At 72.6% G+C, this 16,832-nt stretch carries 13 protein-coding genes; 6 read left to right on the forward strand and 7 right to left on the reverse strand.

What is annotated here, in order from left to right:
• Positions 1 to 434 precede the first annotated feature (434 nt).
• The 4 genes from ACZ7NC_RS06515 to ACZ7NC_RS06530 all read right to left on the reverse strand — a co-directional run bounded on the left by ACZ7NC_RS06515 (position 435) and on the right by ACZ7NC_RS06530 (position 4,035).
• On the reverse strand, positions 435 to 2,327 hold the full coding sequence (locus ACZ7NC_RS06515) for a glycoside hydrolase family 15 protein (protein WP_471485463.1): 1,893 nt from the start codon (positions 2,325 to 2,327) through the stop codon (positions 435 to 437).
• Positions 2,328 to 2,363: 36 nt separating this feature from the next.
• Entirely contained in the window at positions 2,364 to 2,816 is a 453-nt protein-coding gene (locus ACZ7NC_RS06520) for a DUF7144 family membrane protein (protein ID WP_471485465.1), read from the reverse strand.
• A 43-nt stretch (positions 2,817 to 2,859) separates the two neighbouring features.
• Positions 2,860 to 3,318 carry an SHOCT domain-containing protein gene (locus tag ACZ7NC_RS06525; RefSeq protein ID WP_471485467.1) on the reverse strand — a complete coding sequence of 153 codons (459 nt, stop codon included), beginning with the start codon at positions 3,316 to 3,318 and terminating at the stop codon, positions 2,860 to 2,862.
• Between the two features lie 75 nt (positions 3,319 to 3,393).
• Entirely contained in the window at positions 3,394 to 4,035 is a 642-nt protein-coding gene (locus tag ACZ7NC_RS06530; protein ID WP_471485469.1) for an HdeD family acid-resistance protein, read from the reverse strand.
• A gap of 214 nt (positions 4,036 to 4,249) precedes the next feature.
• Between ACZ7NC_RS06530 and ACZ7NC_RS06535 the strand changes: the two genes are divergently transcribed.
• Positions 4,250 to 5,662, forward strand: a complete 1,413-nt coding sequence (locus ACZ7NC_RS06535; RefSeq protein ID WP_471485470.1) for a DUF2252 domain-containing protein — start codon at positions 4,250 to 4,252, stop codon at positions 5,660 to 5,662.
• Between the two features lie 2 nt (positions 5,663 to 5,664).
• Here ACZ7NC_RS06535 and ACZ7NC_RS06540 read toward each other — a convergent pair whose 3' ends face one another.
• The 3 genes from ACZ7NC_RS06540 to ACZ7NC_RS06550 form a co-directional block, all read right to left on the reverse strand.
• The gene (locus ACZ7NC_RS06540) at positions 5,665 to 5,862 is read right to left on the reverse strand and encodes a hypothetical protein (protein ID WP_471485471.1); all 198 of its coding nucleotides are present in this window, start codon (positions 5,860 to 5,862) and stop codon (positions 5,665 to 5,667) included.
• A gap of 100 nt (positions 5,863 to 5,962) precedes the next feature.
• Positions 5,963 to 6,481, reverse strand: coding sequence for a hypothetical protein (locus ACZ7NC_RS06545; RefSeq protein ID WP_471485472.1), 519 nt, complete (start codon positions 6,479 to 6,481; stop codon positions 5,963 to 5,965).
• Positions 6,482 to 6,518: 37 nt separating this feature from the next.
• On the reverse strand, positions 6,519 to 9,164 hold the full coding sequence (locus ACZ7NC_RS06550) for a winged helix-turn-helix domain-containing protein (protein ID WP_471485474.1): 2,646 nt from the start codon (positions 9,162 to 9,164) through the stop codon (positions 6,519 to 6,521).
• 194 nt (positions 9,165 to 9,358) lie between these two features.
• Between ACZ7NC_RS06550 and ACZ7NC_RS06555 the strand changes: the two genes are divergently transcribed.
• From ACZ7NC_RS06555 to ACZ7NC_RS06575, 5 genes are all read left to right on the forward strand, one after another.
• Complete coding sequence (locus ACZ7NC_RS06555; RefSeq protein ID WP_471485476.1) at positions 9,359 to 9,832, forward strand: carboxymuconolactone decarboxylase family protein; 474 nt, start codon at positions 9,359 to 9,361, stop codon at positions 9,830 to 9,832.
• 43 nt (positions 9,833 to 9,875) lie between these two features.
• The gene (locus ACZ7NC_RS06560) at positions 9,876 to 10,808 is read left to right on the forward strand and encodes an RNA polymerase sigma-70 factor (protein ID WP_471485478.1); all 933 of its coding nucleotides are present in this window, start codon (positions 9,876 to 9,878) and stop codon (positions 10,806 to 10,808) included.
• 368 nt (positions 10,809 to 11,176) lie between these two features.
• Positions 11,177 to 15,205 carry an nSTAND1 domain-containing NTPase gene (locus ACZ7NC_RS06565; RefSeq protein ID WP_471485823.1) on the forward strand — a complete coding sequence of 1,343 codons (4,029 nt, stop codon included), beginning with the start codon at positions 11,177 to 11,179 and terminating at the stop codon, positions 15,203 to 15,205.
• Between the two features lie 280 nt (positions 15,206 to 15,485).
• On the forward strand, positions 15,486 to 16,055 hold the full coding sequence (locus ACZ7NC_RS06570) for a UTRA domain-containing protein (RefSeq protein ID WP_471485825.1): 570 nt from the start codon (positions 15,486 to 15,488) through the stop codon (positions 16,053 to 16,055).
• On the forward strand, positions 16,052 to 16,825 hold the full coding sequence (locus ACZ7NC_RS06575) for a glycosyltransferase family 2 protein (protein ID WP_471485479.1): 774 nt from the start codon (positions 16,052 to 16,054) through the stop codon (positions 16,823 to 16,825). Before ACZ7NC_RS06570 ends, ACZ7NC_RS06575 begins: the two co-directional genes overlap by 4 nt.
• Positions 16,826 to 16,832: the final 7 nt, after the last annotated feature.

Below are 16,832 nucleotides of genomic sequence, written 5' to 3' on the forward strand. Positions count from 1 at the left end.
GCAGTGACAGGCCCCGGGGGCTCAGCCGGGCCCGGGGGCGGTCGGGGCGAGGCCGTGGAGTGCCGGGGGACGGTGGTCCTCCGCCGGCGGCGGGGTGCCCCGTCTGTTCAGCTCCTCGTCCAGCGCCCTCGCCCGGGGACGTTGCCGAGTTGCCCGCCCGAGCCGGGAACGGCCGAGCCGAAGCCCGAGGGCACGCGGCAGCCAGGGCAGTGACAGGCCCCGGGGGCTCAGCCGGGCCCGGGGGCGGTCGGGGCGAGGCCGTGGAGTGCCGGGGGACGGTGGTCCTCCGCCGGCGGCGGGGCGCCCCGTCTGTTCAGCTCCTCGTCCAGCGCCATCGCCCGGGGACGTTGCCGAGTTGCCCGCCCGAGCCGGGAACAACCGAGCCGAAGCCCGAGGGCGCGCGGCGGCCTGGGCAGTGACAGGCCCCGGGGGCCTCAGCCGGGCCCGGGGGCGGTCAGGGCGAGGCCGTGGAGTGCCGGGTGACGGTGGTCCTCCGCCGGCGGCGGGGTGCCCTGTCTGTTCAGTTCCTCGTCCAGCGCCATCGCCGCGGTGACCAGCGCGAGATGGGTGAAGGCCTGGGGGAAGTTGCCGAGTTGCTCGCCCGAGGGGCCGATCTCCTCGGCGAACAGGCCGACATGGTTGGCGTAGGTGAGCATCTTGTCGAAGGCGTAACGGGCCTGGTCGAGCCGGCCGCTGCGGGCGAGGGCCTCGACGTAGAGGAAGCTGCACAGGTTGAAGGTGCCCTCGGATCCGCGCAGGCCGTCCGGGGAGGCCGTGGGGTCGTAGCGGTAGACCAGGCTGTCGCTGACGAGGTCGTGGTCCATGGCGTCGAGGGTGCTGAGCCAGTCCTGATCGTGCGCGGAAATGAAACCGACCCTGGGCATGAGCAACAGCGAGGCGTCCAGGACGTCGGTGTCGAAGTGCTGGACGAAGGCCTGCCGTTTGGCGCGCCAGCCCCGCTCCACGATCTGCCGGAAGACGGCGTCCCGGGCGACGGTCCAGCGCTCCAGGTCGGCGGGGCGGGAGGCGTAGACGGCCGCTCGGATGCCGCGGTCGAACGCCACCCAGGTCATCAGCCGGCTGTAGGTGAAGTTCTGCCGCCCGCCGCGGGTCTCCCAGATGCCCTCGTCGGGGCGGTCCCAGTGGTCGCTCAGCCAGTCCAGTACGCCGCTCAGCGCCTTCCAGCCGCGGAGCGCGCCGATGTCGCGGCCCACGATCAGGGCGTCTGCGGCCTCGCCGTAGATGTCGAGCTGGAGCTGGTCGGCGGCGGCGTTGCCGGCCCGGACGGGCCGTGAGCCCTGGTAGCCCTCCAGGTGGTCGAGGATCTCCTCGGTCAGATGGGGGTCGCCGTCGACCCGGTACATGATCTGCAGTGGGTCCCCGGTCGCCGCGCCCCCGGCCTCGATACGGTCGCGCAGCCAGCGCCGGTAGGCGTACGCCTCCGCCTCGAAGCCCAGGTCGATCAGGGCCCGCACGGACAGGGAGGCGTCGCGGATCCAGGTGTAGCGGTAGTCCCAGTTGCGCTCGCCGCCGATCTGCTCGGGCAGGCCCATGGTGGCCGCCGCGACGGGCGCCCCCGAGGGGGCGTAGGTGAGCAGCTTGAGCGTGATCGCCGAGCGGTTCACCACGTCCTGCCAGCGACCCCGGTAGGTGCACGACCGCAGCCAGGACAGCCAGAAGGCGCGGCAGCGGTTCAGCTGCCCGACGACGTCGTCGAGGGACGGTTCGGGCGGGGCGGTGCCGCCGCTGTCGGTGCTGGTCAGCACGATGGCGACGACCTGGCCGGCCGAGAGCGTGAAGCGGGCGGTGAGGTCGTCGCCGTCGGAACGCAGCGGGACGTCACCGGTGATCCGCAGATGCAGGTCGGTCCCTGGGCCGTGCAGGAGGGCGGAGTGGTCGTTCGGCCGGGTCAGGGTGTGCGGGGCCCGGCCGTAGTCGAAGCGGGGCCGGCAGGCGAACACGAAGGGCAGGCTTCCGCGTACGACCCTGACGACCCGCACCAGGGTGTGCCGGTCGGTCGCGGCGGGCGACTCGACGGGCACCATGAAGTCGGCGACCTCACCGACGCCGCCCGGGGCCATGAACCGGGTGACCAGGATGGCGGTGTCGGGCAGATACAGCTGCCGAACCGTCGTGCCGCCGTCGCGGAGGTCCACCGCCAGCCGGCAGTGGCCCCCGCGCTCGCTGTCCAGCAGCGAGGCGAACAGGCTGGGCGAGTCGAAGCGGGGGCTGCACCACCAGTCGACGGTTCCCTCGCTGGACACGAGGGCGGCGGTCTGGAGGTCGCCGACCATGCCGTGCTCCGCGATGGGCGGATACCGGTTCATGGGCCTGCCCTCTACTGCATGTCGCCTCTACTACCACTACTGCATGTCGCCGCGCGGCATGCGGTTGGCGGAGCCGCTGAAGTCTTCCTTCCGTGCGACGCACAGCGCCCAGATGATGAACCCGGACATCGCGATCATGACGACCGACCACACCGGGTAGTACGGCAGGGAGAGGAAGTTGGCGATGATGATCAGCCCTGCGATGGCCACACCGCCGACCCGTGCCCACATCGACGGCTGGAACAGCCCGATGCCGATGATCACGGCGACCGCGCCCAGGACGAGATGGACCCAGCCCCAGCCGGTGAGGTCGAACTCGAAGACGTAGTTGCCGGTGGCGACGAAGACGTCGTCCTCGGCGATCCCCATGATGCCGCGGAAGACGGCGATGATTCCGGCGATGGTGAGCATGACGGCGGCGAAGACCGTCAGGCCGCTGGCCCAGGCGTACTTCGCCGTGCCCGCCTGCCTCGTCTGCGTGCTGGCCATGGTTGTGCCTCGTTTCGTTGTGGGGGTCCCCGCTGGTACGAGCTCAGGTGTGGCGGGACGTGGTGGCATCGGAACGGGCCGAGGGTCCGGCGCCGCTCAGGACGAGCTCCTTGGCACGGCGGAACTCGTCGTCCGTGATGTCGCCGTGGCTGCGCATCTCGGACAGCCTGGCGAGTTCCTCGGCGCTGCTCTTGCTCCCGCCCGCCGTGTCACGGACGTAGTCGTCGAACGCCCGCTGCTGTGCCTGGGCGTGGGAGATCTCGCGGCCGCCCATTTCCTTGCCGCGGGCGATGAGGTAGACGAACACGCCGAGGAACGGCAGCACGATGCAGAAGACCAGCCAGCCGGTCTTGCCCCAGCCGCTCAGGGAGTCGTCGCGGAAGATGTCGCCGATGATCCGGAAGAGCAGGACGAACCACATGATCCACAGGAAGAACCACAGCAGCGTCCAGAACATGCTCAGCAGCGGATAGTCGTAGGCGAGGTACGTGTTCGTGCTCATCGTCTGCCTCCGTCCCTGGCGGGGCGTTCGCCGCTCCCACCGTCTTCAGCGTGCGCATGCTCAAGAGGAACGGCCTCACCCAGGGCGGGTGAAGCGTGCCCGGTGGAGCGCGGACCGCCAGGCGAAGGCCACCCCCAGCTCGACCAGTCCGAGCAGCACCAGCCACAGGCCGAGCAGCCGTGTCAGGACGACGGCGGACTCGCTGGGCAGGGCCAGCACCACGATGCCCGCGACGACGCCCAGCGCCCCGGCGGCGAGGACGAAGCCGCGGTGGGGCAGGCCCCTGGCGGCGAGGGCGGTCCAGGCGGTCAGCATGCCCGTGACGACCCAGACGGCGCCGACGATCAGGGAGAGCGCGGCGATCGTCTGCAGCGGGTGGCGCAGGCACAGCACTCCGGCGAGGACGTACAGCGCCGCCGCGAGCAGCCCCAGGTGCCGGTCGCCGTGCTCCCGGGCGAAGGAGGCCACGAATCGGAAGCCGCCGGTGACCAGCAGATACAGCCCGATGATCACCGCCAGGACGTGCAGGGTCGCGTGCGGCCAGGCCAGCGCGACAACGCCCGGCACCAGCGTGGCCACCGCCGACCCCAGCAGCCAGCCCCATGAGCCGCCGAGCTTCGCCAGCACCAGCTCGGTGTCCTGTTCCGGGGCGGGAACCGTCCCGTCGGTCAGAGGATCGGGCCCGGGGTCCGGCGCGGGACCACGCGACACGGTCATGGCTCCTCCTCGCGTGGTACGACCGGACACACCGGACGCCCCGACGGGACGGCGCTCGGCACCCTCACTGGCTCAGCGTCGCGTGCGCCGCCGCGTGCCGGGTCACCCATGGCGGGTGATCCGCTACTGCGGCGGTGGCGATGAGGTGGGCTTGGAAGGGCCTGCCGTTCTGCCCGGAGCAGGGCGCCGGCCGCCCGGAGGTGGAGGGTGAGCCATGTCGATACCGAGTGCGTTGACGGCCTCGCTGTCGCCGGACGAGAGGGCGGCGTACGGCAGAAGCGCCCGAAGGCGGGCCTCGCGGTCCGGTCAGGGCCGCATCGAGGCGGGCGGCGACCGGCCCGACCCGATCGAGGTGATCGAGCGTCAGTCGGCCACCCGTATCCAGGAGCTGGTGCCGATCCGCTACGGCCGGATGCTGGAGTCGCCGTTCCGTTTCTACCGGGGCGCCGCGGCCATCATGGCGATGGACCTGGGCCGGCTGCCGGACACGGACCTGACGACGCAGCTGTGCGGGGACGCCCATCTGCTGAACTTCCGGCTGCTGGCGTCGCCGGAGCGCCATCTGGTCTTCGACATCAACGACTTCGACGAGACGCATCCCGGCCCGTTCGAGTGGGACGTCAAACGGCTGGCGGCCAGCTTCGTGATCGCCGCCCGCGCCAACGGGTTCTCCACCGCCGAGCAGGACGACGCCGTACGGGCGTGTGTGCGGGCGTACCGGACGCGGATGCGGGAGTTCGCCGGGATGGGCACCCTGGACATCTGGTACGCGCAGGACGACGCCGATCACATGCGTGAGCTGATGGCGTCGTCGATGAACAAGGAGACCAGGCGACGCACGGCCCAGGCCACCGCGAAGGCACGCACCCGCACCCATCTGGAGGCCTTCGCCAAACTCACCCACGTCACCTCCGAGGGCCGGCGGATCGCGCCGGACCCGCCGCTCATCACACCGCTCAGCGACCTGATGGCCGACTCGTCCGGGGGCGAGGAGGCCAAGGAGCTGCAGACCGTCTTCGAGGACTACGCGAAGAGCCTGTCGTCCGAGCGCCGGCACCTGCTCGGCCGCTACCACCTGGTGGACATCGCCCGGAAGGTCGTGGGGGTCGGCAGCGTCGGCACCCGCTGCTGGATCATCCTGCTGCTCGGCCGCGACGACTCGGATCCCCTGCTGCTCCAGGCCAAGGAGGCCCAGGAGTCGGTGCTGGCCGCGCACGTCCGCGGTGAGCGCTACGACAACCAGGGCCGCCGCGTGGTGAACGGGCAGCGGCTGATCCAGACGACCAGCGACATCTTCCTGGGCTGGACCCACATCGTCAGCGGTCTCGACGGCCGCGAGCGGGACTTCTATGTACGGCAGCTGCGGGACTGGAAGGGCATCGCGCGGCCGGAGACCTGGGACCCCGCCATGCTGCGCCTGTTCGGCGAGCTGTGCGGCGGCAGCCTCGCGCGGGCCCACGCCCGCTCCGGCGACCCCGTCGCCATCGCCGCCTACGTGGGCGGCAGCGACCGCTTCGACCGTGCGCTGACCGAGTTCGCGCAGGCGTACGCCGATCAGAACGACCGGGACTTCGAGGCGCTGGGTGCGGCCGTCCGCTCGGGGCGGGTGCCGGCGTCCGATCTGTGACGTCAGTCGGGCAACTGCCGCATCTCCACCACCCGCAGCCCCAGCGACTGGCAGCGGGCCAGCAGCCCGTACAGGTGGGCGTCGTCGATGACGGGGCCGTACAGCAGCGTCTGAGTGGACATCACCACGTGATCCAGTTCCGGAAAGACCTTGGCCAGGGTCTCCGACACATGTCCTTCGACTCGGATCTCGTAGCGCATGTGCTGCCCTCCCGCCGACAGACGCTGGCAGACCTGCTGGAGTCATCGTCCCGCCCGGGGAAAGGGCCGCACCTCACCCGGCAGAGGTGACCCGCCGGGTTCAGTGGGTCAGGACGAGCTTGAACAGGATGATCAGCAGGCCGAGCACCAGATTGACGGCGGCAGTGACGGCCATCAGACCGCCCGAGGCGCCGGCCCGCCGGGCCGCGGCCAGTGACCAGCCCACCTGCCCGGCCACCGCCACGGACAGCGCGAGCCACACCGCACCGGACAGGTCCAGCCCAAGGAGCGGACTGACGGCAACGGCCACCGCCGGCGGGACGGCCGCGTTGACGATGGGCCATTCGTCGCGGCACACGGCCAGTACGGTCCTCAGGTCCAGCGTGTGCTGCGCCAGACGGGCACCGAACAGCTGGGCGTGCACATGGGCCACCCAGAAGACCAGGCCGGTGAGGATCAGCAGCAGGACCAGTTCCAGGCGGGGGAAGGACCCCAGGTCACCGGCACCGATCACCACGGACGCGGCGAGCATGGAGCCGTAGACACCGCCGGTGTAGTCGGCGTGCTCCCTGCGCGCCGCCCGCCGCTCCCGCGCCGTCGCGGGCCGGGTTCTGGACATGACCGCCTCCCGAATCAGGTCCGTACGGCCGCGGACGTCACAGCAGGTGCAGCTCGCGGGCTCGTCGTACGGCGTCGCCGCGGCGGTTGACCGCCAGCTTCCGGTAGACGCTCTTGAGGTGGGTCTTCACCGTGTTCACGGAGACATACAGGTCGGCGGCGATGTCCTCGGTCGACATCATCTGGGCGAGCCGCTCCAGCACATCGCGCTCGCGTCCGCTCAGGTGCTCCACCAGCAGCGGGGCGGGCTCGTCGGACGCGGTCCCCGGGATGAGCCAGTCGGCGGCCAGCTCGCGCAGCGGCGGGCCGGCCAGATAGGGCCCGAGCCACGCCCCGGCCTCCAGGAAGGGGCGCCGCAGCCGCTCTCGCCGGGCGTCCGTGAGTGACCGGGCGAGCAGCCGGCGGGCGGTGGCGAGGTCGCCCGCCTCGTGCGCGGCCTGCGCCCTGAGCAGGGCGGCCCGCACGAGCACCGCGGGGCCGGTGGCCGACTCGGCGCCGATCACGTCGAGCAGCTTCATTGCCGTGTCCCGGTTCCCGGCCGCGAGGTGGGCCCGCGCCGCGCCCACCGCACAGGTCGGCAGGTCGCCGGACACCGGCTCCAGCACCTCCGCGGCCTCGTCCGCGCGGCCTTCGGCGAGGTGGGCGGCCGAGGCGACCAGCGCGGCGTGGCTGCGCTCCCACGGTGAGGCGACATCGGCGGTCACCGCCGGTTCGGTGGCCGCGAGGGCGGCGCGGGTCCTGCCCCGGGCCAGCAGCAGGTGGGCCGTCGCGATGGACCGGCCCGCGGCGGTCACCGGGTCGCGCACCGCGAAGCGGCTCGTCTGGTCGATGAGCGCCTGTGCCTCGGCCAGTTCGTTGCGGTCGACGGCCACGGCGGCCAGCACCAGCCGCCCGAGCGCGGACACGGACGCCTCGGGCAGGCTGAAGCGCTCCGTCTCGGTCATCGCCGCCACGGCCTGGCGTTCCGCCCTGGTCGGCCAGCCGTCGAGGTAGTCGATGAGCGCCAGATGCTCCAGGGACTCCTCCCTGGGCAGTGCCGTCGCGGCGCCGGCGGTGGTGTCGGCGACGGTGCTGAGCGCGGCCCGCGCCTCCTCGAAGTGCCCGGCCCACAGCCGGGTCGAGCCCAGCTGGGTCAGCAGCAGCGCGGGCAGCTCCGGGTGCCGCTCCAGCAGCTGGGCCGGGACCTCCGACTCCAGTTCACGGGCCGTGCGCACGGCCTGCTCGGCCCGGCGGGGGGACCCGGACAGCCGGGCCGCGAGCGCCTCCAGCAGGGCACAGCTCAGCCGGGCCGCCGCGGGGTCGTCGGTGTCGGCGGTCAGCTGCTCGTGGGCGTGGTGGAGGCGGGCCAGCGCACGATCCAGGTCGCACCGGGACAGGTCGCGCGCCGCGCGGACGAGGTCGGCCGCGGGGCTGGTCGTCTCGGGGCCCATGCCGGAGAACAGCTCGGCCAGGTCGTCGGAGCACATGCCGGTGAAGAGCTGTCCGATCGCCAGGTCGTCGACGAAGGCGCGGGCGGTGAAGTCCCACTCCCCCGCGGCGGCACCGTGGGCCAGCATCTCCGGCAGCAGCCCGGAGCTCCGCAGCCACCGCGCGGCCCGCAGGTGCAGCTCCGGTTCCAGGTCGGCGGAGCGCTCCCGCAGATGGGCCCGGAGTATCTCCCGGAACAGCGGGTGCAGGCGGTACCAGCTGTGCCCGAGGTCCTCGACGAACGCGTTCTCGCGGTGCAGCCCGGCGAGGATGGCCTCGGCGTCGCTCCGGCCGGTCAGCGCGTCCGCGAGGCCCACGCAGAAGCGCTCCAGGACGCTGACCCGCAGCAGCAGGTCCTGGGTGGGCGGCGGCTGCCGGTCGAGGACCTCCGCGAGCAGGAAGTCGGCGACCGTGCTGTGCCCGGCCTCGAACTCCTTCAGATATGCCTCCGGGTCCGGGCGCTGCCGTGCGGCCAGGGCGCACAGCCGAAGGCCGGCCGCCCAGCCCCCGGTGCGGTCCACGAGGGCGTCCGCCGCGTGGACGGGCAGGCGCAGCCCGTGCAGTTCCAGGAGGGCGACCGTCTCCTCGGGGGTGAAGGCCAGCTCGGCGTTGCGGATCTCGGTGATCGCACCGGCCGTGCGATAGCGGTGCAGCGGCAGCAGCGGTTCGTTGCGGGTGACGATGACCAGACGCAGCCCGGGTCCGGCGTGGTGCAGCACGAACGCCAGCTGCCGCGAGATCTCCGGTGCGCTGACCCGGTCGTACTCGTCGAGCACGACCGTCACGACGCGTTCGCCTTCGGCCAGTCGCGCGGCGAGCCGGGCCAGCAGGGTGCGGCCGACCTCGCTCGCGCCGGAGGGGCAGCCGAGGTCGCCGACCGGCACACCGTGGATGCGCAGCGCCTGCAGCAGATGCGCCCAGAACATTCGCGGGCCCTGGATCGCCGCGTCGAGCGTGAGCCAGGCCACCGGCTGTCCCAGGCCCGCCGCCCAGTCGGCGACCAGCAGGGTCTTGCCCGCTCCGGCGGCGCCGTTGACCATCGTCAGCGGTGTGCGCAGGGCCTGGTCGAGATGCTCGACCAGCCGGGCGCGCCGCAGGAATGTGGCGGGACGGGCCGGCAGCGCGAACCGGGTCCGCAGGAACGGGTCTCCCAGCGGATCAAGGTGGGGCGCGGCCGTTTCGTACGGAATGTCCTCGATCGCTGGCACCACGCTCACCGCCCTGCGGGATCGGGGATGCTGCTCCCCTCACCACCATCACAGCTTTGCCGCGTTCCTGCGCGCCGGGCTCCGAAAGCCGCCCCGACCACGCTCCGCGGGAGGGAGACGCAGGTCACATTCGCCGATGTCACAGAGGCTCGGGCCACCTCGTCCCGTGGATGTAGCCACTACGACGGCCAAGGGAGCACACCATGGACGCGCGACTGAACCTCCTCACCGACCCGACCACCGCCAAGGCCCTCAAGCACGTCATGTCGGCGGGCAGGGCGATCAAGGACTCGGCGCTGCCGGCCACCACCCAGGAGCTGGTGTCGCTGCGTGTGAGCCAGATCAACGGCTGCGCGGTCTGCGTCGACATGCACACCAAGGAGGCCGCGGCGGCCGGGGAGAGCACGGTGCGGCTGAACCTGGTGGCCGTGTGGCGGGAGGCCACGGTCTACACCGAGGCCGAGCGGGCCGCGCTGGAGCTGGCGGAGGCGGGGACCCGGATCGCGGACACGGGCGTCGGGGTCGCCGACGAGGTGTGGGAGCGGGCCGCCCGGCACTACGACGAGGAGCAGCTCGCCGCGCTGCTGATGCTGATCTCGTTCATGAACCTGGCGAACCGGATGAACGTCATCACCCGGCAGCCCGCCGGCGACTACAAGGCCGGGCAGTTCCACTGACCGCCTCGGCGGCCGAAACAGCTTCGACGGGAGAGGACCGCGCGTGAACAAGGTCGAGGAGTTCGAGGTACTGCGCCCGCTGCTGTTCTCGATCGCCTATCGGATCCTGGGCAGCGTGGGCGAGGCCGAGGACGCGGTGCAGGAGACCTGGCTGCGCTTCGACGGCTCGCCGACCCGGCCCACGTCGGCCAAGGCCTATCTGTCGGCGGTGGTCACGCGGATCTCGATCGATGTGCTGCGTTCCGCGCGGGTGCGGCGCGAGGAGTACGTCGGCCCGTGGTTCCCCGAGCCGCTGCTGAGCGACCCGTACCAGGATCCGGCGCGCTCGGTGGAGCTCGCCGACTCGGTGTCGATGGCGGCGCTGCTGCTGTTGGAGCGGCTCAGTCCGCTGGAGCGGGCGGTGTTCGTGCTGCGGGAGGTGTTCGGCTTCGGCTTCGACGAGATCGCCACGGCGGTGGACCGCTCGGAGGCGGCGTGCCGTCAGCTGGTGGTACGGGCACGGCGGCACATGGAGGCCGGGCGGCCCCGGTTCGCGGCCGACCGACGGGAGCGGCAGGAGCTGGCGGCGCGGTTCTTCGACGCGCTGAAGGACGGTGACATGGGCGGGCTGCAGGAGCTGCTGGCCGCCGATGTGCAGCTCGTGGGGGACGGCGGCGGGAAGGCACCGCAGCTGGCCAGGGCCGTCGTGGGCGCGCGGAAGGTGGCCCGGCTGCTCGCCACCGTTGTCCCGCGGATGGCCCGGGTCGACATCTCGTTCGAACCGCGCGAGATCAACGGCCAGCCCGGTGCCGTCTACCGCGACCGGGACGGCAGGGTGCTGCAGACCCTGGTGCTCGACGTCCTGGACGGCCGGATCCAGACGATCCGCACAGTGCTCAACCCCGACAATCTCGGGCACCTGGGCCGGCCGGCTGACGCCTGGGCGATCACCCGCGAACTGAAGCAGATCCCGGCGGTGGACCCGCGCCACCCCTGACCGCATCGTCCGGCACCGGTCCCTCCCCTCGTGGGGACCGGTGCCGAACGGCGGGGCGGAGTCGATCCGTGACCCGCCGGCCGCGTGGGCCGGAGGGTCAGAGCGGATCGAGCAGATGGAGAGCGACGCGCCGTGCCACCGGCTCCGGCGGAAGGTGTCCGAGAACATGCGGCGCCATGAGTGGTGTCTCCGAGCTACTGGCTGGTGGCCTGCCTGGTCGACGCGCGATGCTTGCGCATTTGCGACGTGATCCTGCCAGCCGAGGGTGCCGGAGAGGAGGTTCCGGTCTCCGGGTGGGACCTTAGCCGCAGGTCAGCCGTATAAAGTGAGTTTTCCGGTCCGGATGACAAGTGCGGCTGAGCAAAGGAGTGGAGGCCTTGAGTTCCGACTCGTCGGCGCGCACAGCCTTCGCGGAACGGCTCGCGTTGCTCTACAAGGAGGCCGGCAACCCGCCCCTGAAGAGCGTGTCCGAGGCGGTCGTCCGGCTCCAGCGGGTCGACGAGCGAGGGCGTCCCGTACGGGTCTCCGCCCAGCGGATCAGCGACTGGCGTCGGGCCAGGAACGTGCCCGCCCACTTCGCCGCCCTCTCTGCCGTACTGCATGTGCTGATCCCCCAGGCGCGGCGCGAGCGGCCCACGCCCGTGTCCGCCGGACTGTACGACCTCGGCCAGTGGCAGCGCCTCTGGGAGCGGGCGACGGCGACGGCCGGGGAAGAGGAGGAGCAGACTCCGGTCGAGGCGCCCGCGGTGGCCGGGGGGGTGTGCCCGTACCGGGGACTGGCCTCCTACCGGCAGCAGGACGCCCGCTGGTTCTTCGGCCGGGAGCGCAGTACCGAGGCCCTGGTCGCCCAGCTCCGCGCGGTGGAGAAGACCGGCGGTCTGGTCATGCTCGTCGGCGCCTCGGGGGCCGGGAAGTCCTCCCTGCTGAACGCCGGCCTGGTGCCCGCCCTGCGCGGCGGCGTGCTGGGCGGGAAGGGCGACGGGGCCGGCACGGTCGTCCAGCTCGTGCCGGGCGGCGATCCGCTCGCCGAACTGACCCGCCGGATACCGGAACTCGCGGACGTCGTCGCCTCCTCGTCGGGCCCGGACCGGCCTGCGGACCTGGAGGAGGCGGGCGGCCCGGAGGAGGCCGCCGCCCGGGACAACGGTGCCGGCTTCGCGCACGCCACGCGTGAGGCCGTCGCCGCATGGGCCCGCCGTGAGGCGTCCGCCACCACGCCTCCCGTGCTCATCGTCGACCAGTTCGAGGAGACCTTCACCCTCTGCCCCGACGAGGCGGACAGGCGCACCTTAGTCCGGCTCCTGCACGCCGCCTGCACCCCCGCCGACCCCGGCGACCCGCCCCCCGTCCTGGTCGTCCTCGGCATCCGCGCCGACTTCTACGAGCAGTGTCTGTCCCACCCGGAGCTGGCCGACGCGCTGCAGCACCGGCACATGGTGCTCGGCCCGCTGACCACCCCGGAGCTGCGGGAGGCGGTGACCGGCCCGGCCAAGGCCGTGGGTCTCGAATTGGAGCCGGGGCTGGCCGAACTGATCGTGCGCGAGGTGAGCGCGGACGGGCCGCGCGGCACCCATGACTCGGGCGCGCTGCCGCTGCTGTCGCACGCGCTGCTCGCCACCTGGCAGCGGCGCAAGGGCGGCCGGCTGACGGTGGCCGGATACCGCGCGGCCGGCGGCATTCAGGGCGCGGTCGCCGCCACCGCCGAGCGCGCCTGGTCCGGCCTCGACCCGGCGGCCCGCTCGGCCGCGCGGCTGCTGCTGCTCCGGCTGGTCCGGCTCGGCGAGGACACCCAGGCGACCCGGCGGCGCGGGACGCGACGGCAGCTGGCGGCGGAGTCGACGAATCCCGGCAAGACGGAGGAGTCGCTCGAAGCGCTGGTGCGCGCCCGGCTGGTGACGCTGGACGCGGAGACCGTGGAGATCACCCACGAGGCGCTGCTGCACGCCTGGCCCCGGCTGCGGACCTGGATCGACGAGGACCGACAGGGCAATCTGCTGCGCCAGCGCCTGGAGGAGGACGGCCAGGCCTGGGAGGCCTCGAACCGTGACTCCTCGCTGCTGTACCGGGGTTCCCGGCTGGAGCAGGCGCACAGGTGGGCGCGGTCGGCCGGGGACACCTTCCTCACCCGCGGCGCGGTGGAGTTCCTGGCCGCCTCGGTGCGGCTGCGCAGGCGCACCGTGTGGATCATGCGCAGCGCGGTCGCGGCGCTCGTCGCGCTGGCGATGCTGGCCGTGGGCGCGGCGGTGGTCGCCTGGCAGCAGCGGAACGACGCCATGTTCGCGCAGGTGCTCGCCGAGGCCGACCGCTTCCAGTACTCCGACCCATCGCTGTCCGCCCAGCTCGACCTGGTGGCCCACCGGCTGCGCCCGGACGACGAGGACACCACCAGCCGGCTGATCTCCATCGTGAACGCGCCGCTCGCCACGCCCCTGCGCGGCCACACCGGCGCCGTCTACCTCACCAGCTTCAGCCCGAACGGCCGGCTCCTGGCCACGGCCAGCTACGACCGGACCGTACGGCTGTGGGAGGTGTCCGACCGGGATCGGCCGAAGCCCCTCGGCAAGCCCCTGACCGGGCACAAGAGCTGGGTGAGCAGCGCGGTCTTCAGCCCCGACGGCAACACTCTCGCCAGCGCCGCCGACGACGGCACGGTCCGGCTGTGGGACGTGACCGACCCGGGCCGGCCGCGTCCGATCGGTGCGCCCCTGACCGGGCACGAGGGCACGATCTACCTGATCGCCTTCAGCCCCGACGGCCGTACGCTCGCCTCCGTCAGCGAGGACCGCACGGTACGCCTGTGGGACGTGGCCGATCCGAAGCGGCCCAAGGCGCTCGCCACGCTGAGGGGTGCCGAGGCCGCCGTGCGGTCCGTGGCGTTCAGTCCCGACGGCCGGACCCTGGCGGCCGGGGGCGACGACGACACCATCCGGCTGTGGGACGTGGCCGAGCCGGGCCGGCCCGAGCAGCTAGGCACGCTGACCGGGCACACCGACCTGGTGCACTCCGTCGCCTTCAGCCCGGACGGCCGCACCCTCGCCAGTGGCAGCGCGGACGACACGATCCGGTTGTGGGACGTGACCGACCCGCGGCACGGGCGCCGGCTCGGCGCACCGCTCACCGGGCACACCGGCCCCATCTGGTCGGTCGCCTTCAGTCCCGACGGCACCATGCTCGCCGCCGCCAGCGCCGACAGCACCGCGAGCCTGTGGAACGTCAGCGACCCGGCGTACCCCTCCCAGGTCGGCGAGCCCCTCGCGGGCGCCAGCGGGGAGATGTACGCGCTGGGCTTCAGCCCCGACGGCCGCACCCTCGCCACCGGCAGCGGCGACAGCAAGGTCCGGCTGTGGTCGATCCCGACGTCGGACATGATCGGCCGCGGCGGCGCGTTCCGGCCGGACGGCAAGGTGCTCGCCACCGCCGCGCGCGACGGCAGCGTCCGGCTGTGGAACGTGGCGAAGCCCGCCCGGCCCACCCTGCTGAACAGGCCCTTCATGCCCGGCGACGGTGGCCAGCGCTCCCTGGTGTTCTCCCCCGACGGCCGCACCCTCGCGGTGCTGACCGGCAGCCGTCAGGTCCATCTGTGGGACATCGGCGACCCGGCCCGGCCGGTCTCCCTCGGCCCGCCCCTCACCCTGCGCACCCGGTTCATGGGTCCCGACGCGCTGGCGTTCAGTCCGGACGGGCGCACCCTGGCCACGGCCTACGACGACCGCACCATCCGGCTGTGGAACGTCGCCGACCCCTCCCGGGTGGTTCCCCTCGGGTCACCGATCACGGGCCACACCGGCTACATCAACTCCCTGGTCTTCAGCCCCGACGGGCACACCCTGGCCAGCGGCAGCGCGGACTCCACCGTCCGGCTGTGGAACGTGACCGAACCGGACCGGCCGAGCGCACTGACCGCGCTCACCGGTCACACCGGGCCCGTCAACGCGCTCGAATACAGCCCGGACGGCCACACGCTGGCCAGCGGCAGCGACGACGACACCGTACGGCTGTGGGACGTCACCGACCCGCGCGAGGCGAGCGAGCGGGGCTCGCCCCTCACCGGCCACACCGAGGCGGTCGTGTCGCTGACGTTCAGCAAGGGCGGGCGCTATCTGGCCAGCGGCGGCAACGACAACACGGTCCGGCTGTGGAACGTCGCCGGCCCGTCCGGCGCCTCCGCGATCGGCCAGGCGATGAGCCCCAACGCCAAGACGGGCTACTTCCTGTCCTTCAGCCCCGCCAGCCACATGCTCGGCGTCTCCAGCGGCACCGACACCGTGCGGCTGTGGAACCTGAACGTGGACCAGGCGATCGACCGCGTCTGCTCGACCACCCAGGGCGTGCTCACCCGGGAGAAGTGGGACGAGTACCTGCCGCGGCTGTCGTACGAGCCGCCGTGCGCGCGGTAGCTCACCCCTCAGTTCCCCTCCGTGACGGTCCGGAGACGCAAGTGGCATCACGAGGCTTGAGCGGACAGCGGTTTCCGTGATCCCGATCACAACACCTCGTCGCAGCCGAAGAGGCGGCTCCCGAGAGGCAGGCAGCCTTGTTACTGTTGGCCCCAGCCCGATCGCTGGTGCATCCCCCGTCGCCAGCGATCGGGCGTTCGCATGTGAGGAGTCGTACGCTGAGGCTGTGCCCAAGGCGTACGAAGTGACCGTGGACGACGCGCGACGCCCCCGCACCCCGATGCTCCGCGACAACCACCGGCACCAGTGGGAGAAGGACCGGGTGCGCCGCCCGCACGCCACGCGGGCCGCCACCGGCGCCACGGAACACGAGACCGGCCTCGACCTGCGGGACCTCGTCTTCCACGCCCGCTACCGCGAGATCGCCGCACCCCGTGAACTCGCGGCCGCGTTCGGCGTACCGAAGGGGACCCTGCTGCTGGAGCGCGGCTACCGGACGCGGTACACGGCCGAGAGCGCCCCGTTCAGCCTGGTGACCTCCTATCTGGTGCGCGAGCTGATCGCCGCCAACCCCGATCTGCTGGACTCGGCCAACGAGCCCTGGCCGGGCGGCACTCAGAACCAGCTCTACACCGTCGGCGTCGAGGTCGGCAGGGTCGAGGAACGGGTCTCCGCACGGCCACCGACGCCCCAGGAGGCGCGGGAGCTGGGGCTGCCGCCGGGGACGAGCGTGCTGCTGCTGCGCAAGACGTCGTACGACATCACGGACCGCGTCGTGGAGATCGCCGAGGTCACCCTGCCCGGCGACCGCGCGGACCTGCTCTTCACCACGTCACTGGAAAGGTGGTGAACGCCGCCGTGTCCCGGCGCGTCATCGTCGTCACCGCGGTCCACGGCCCTTCGGCGCGCTTTCTGCCCGAGGCCCACAAGTCGCTGCGCGCGCAGGACTTGCCGCCGGGCTGGGAGTGGCACTGGGTGATCCAGGAGGACGGCCGGACGGACGAGGTCCGCCCCTACGTCCCCGACGACACCCGCGTGACCTTCCGTCAGGGCCGCCCCGGGGGCCCGGGGGTGGCGCGCACCTTCGCGCTGGCGCACGCCGAGGGCGAGTACGTGAAGATCCTGGACGCCGACGACCAGCTCACCCCGGGGGCGCTGGCCCGTGACCTCGCCGCCCTGGAGGCCGACCGCGCCCTCGGCTGGACGACCTCCCGGGTCCTGGACCTCCTACCGGACGGCACGACGGCCGGTTTCCCCGGCGATCCCGACGAGGGGCCGATCGAGCGGGGCGCCGTGCTCGACTTCTGGGACGCCAACGACTTCCGCGCCCAGGTCCACCCGGCGACCCTGTGCGTCCGCCGGGACCTCCTGCTCGCGCTCGGCGGCTGGATGGCGCTCCCGGCGTCGGAGGACACCGGCCTGCTGCTCGCCCTCAACTCCGTGAGCCGGGGCTGGTTCTCGGCCGAGGTCGGCCTGCTCTACCGCAAGTGGGAGGGCCAGGCGACGGGTCAGGCGGCGCATGTCGACCCCGCGGAGCGGCAGGCCCGCATGGCCGTGGTGGCGGCCAGGGCGCGGGCACTGGGCTCGTTCGCCTGGCGGTATCCGCCCGCTGCTCGGTGAACTCACT

The organism is Streptomyces sp. NPDC111802, assembly GCF_055634335.1.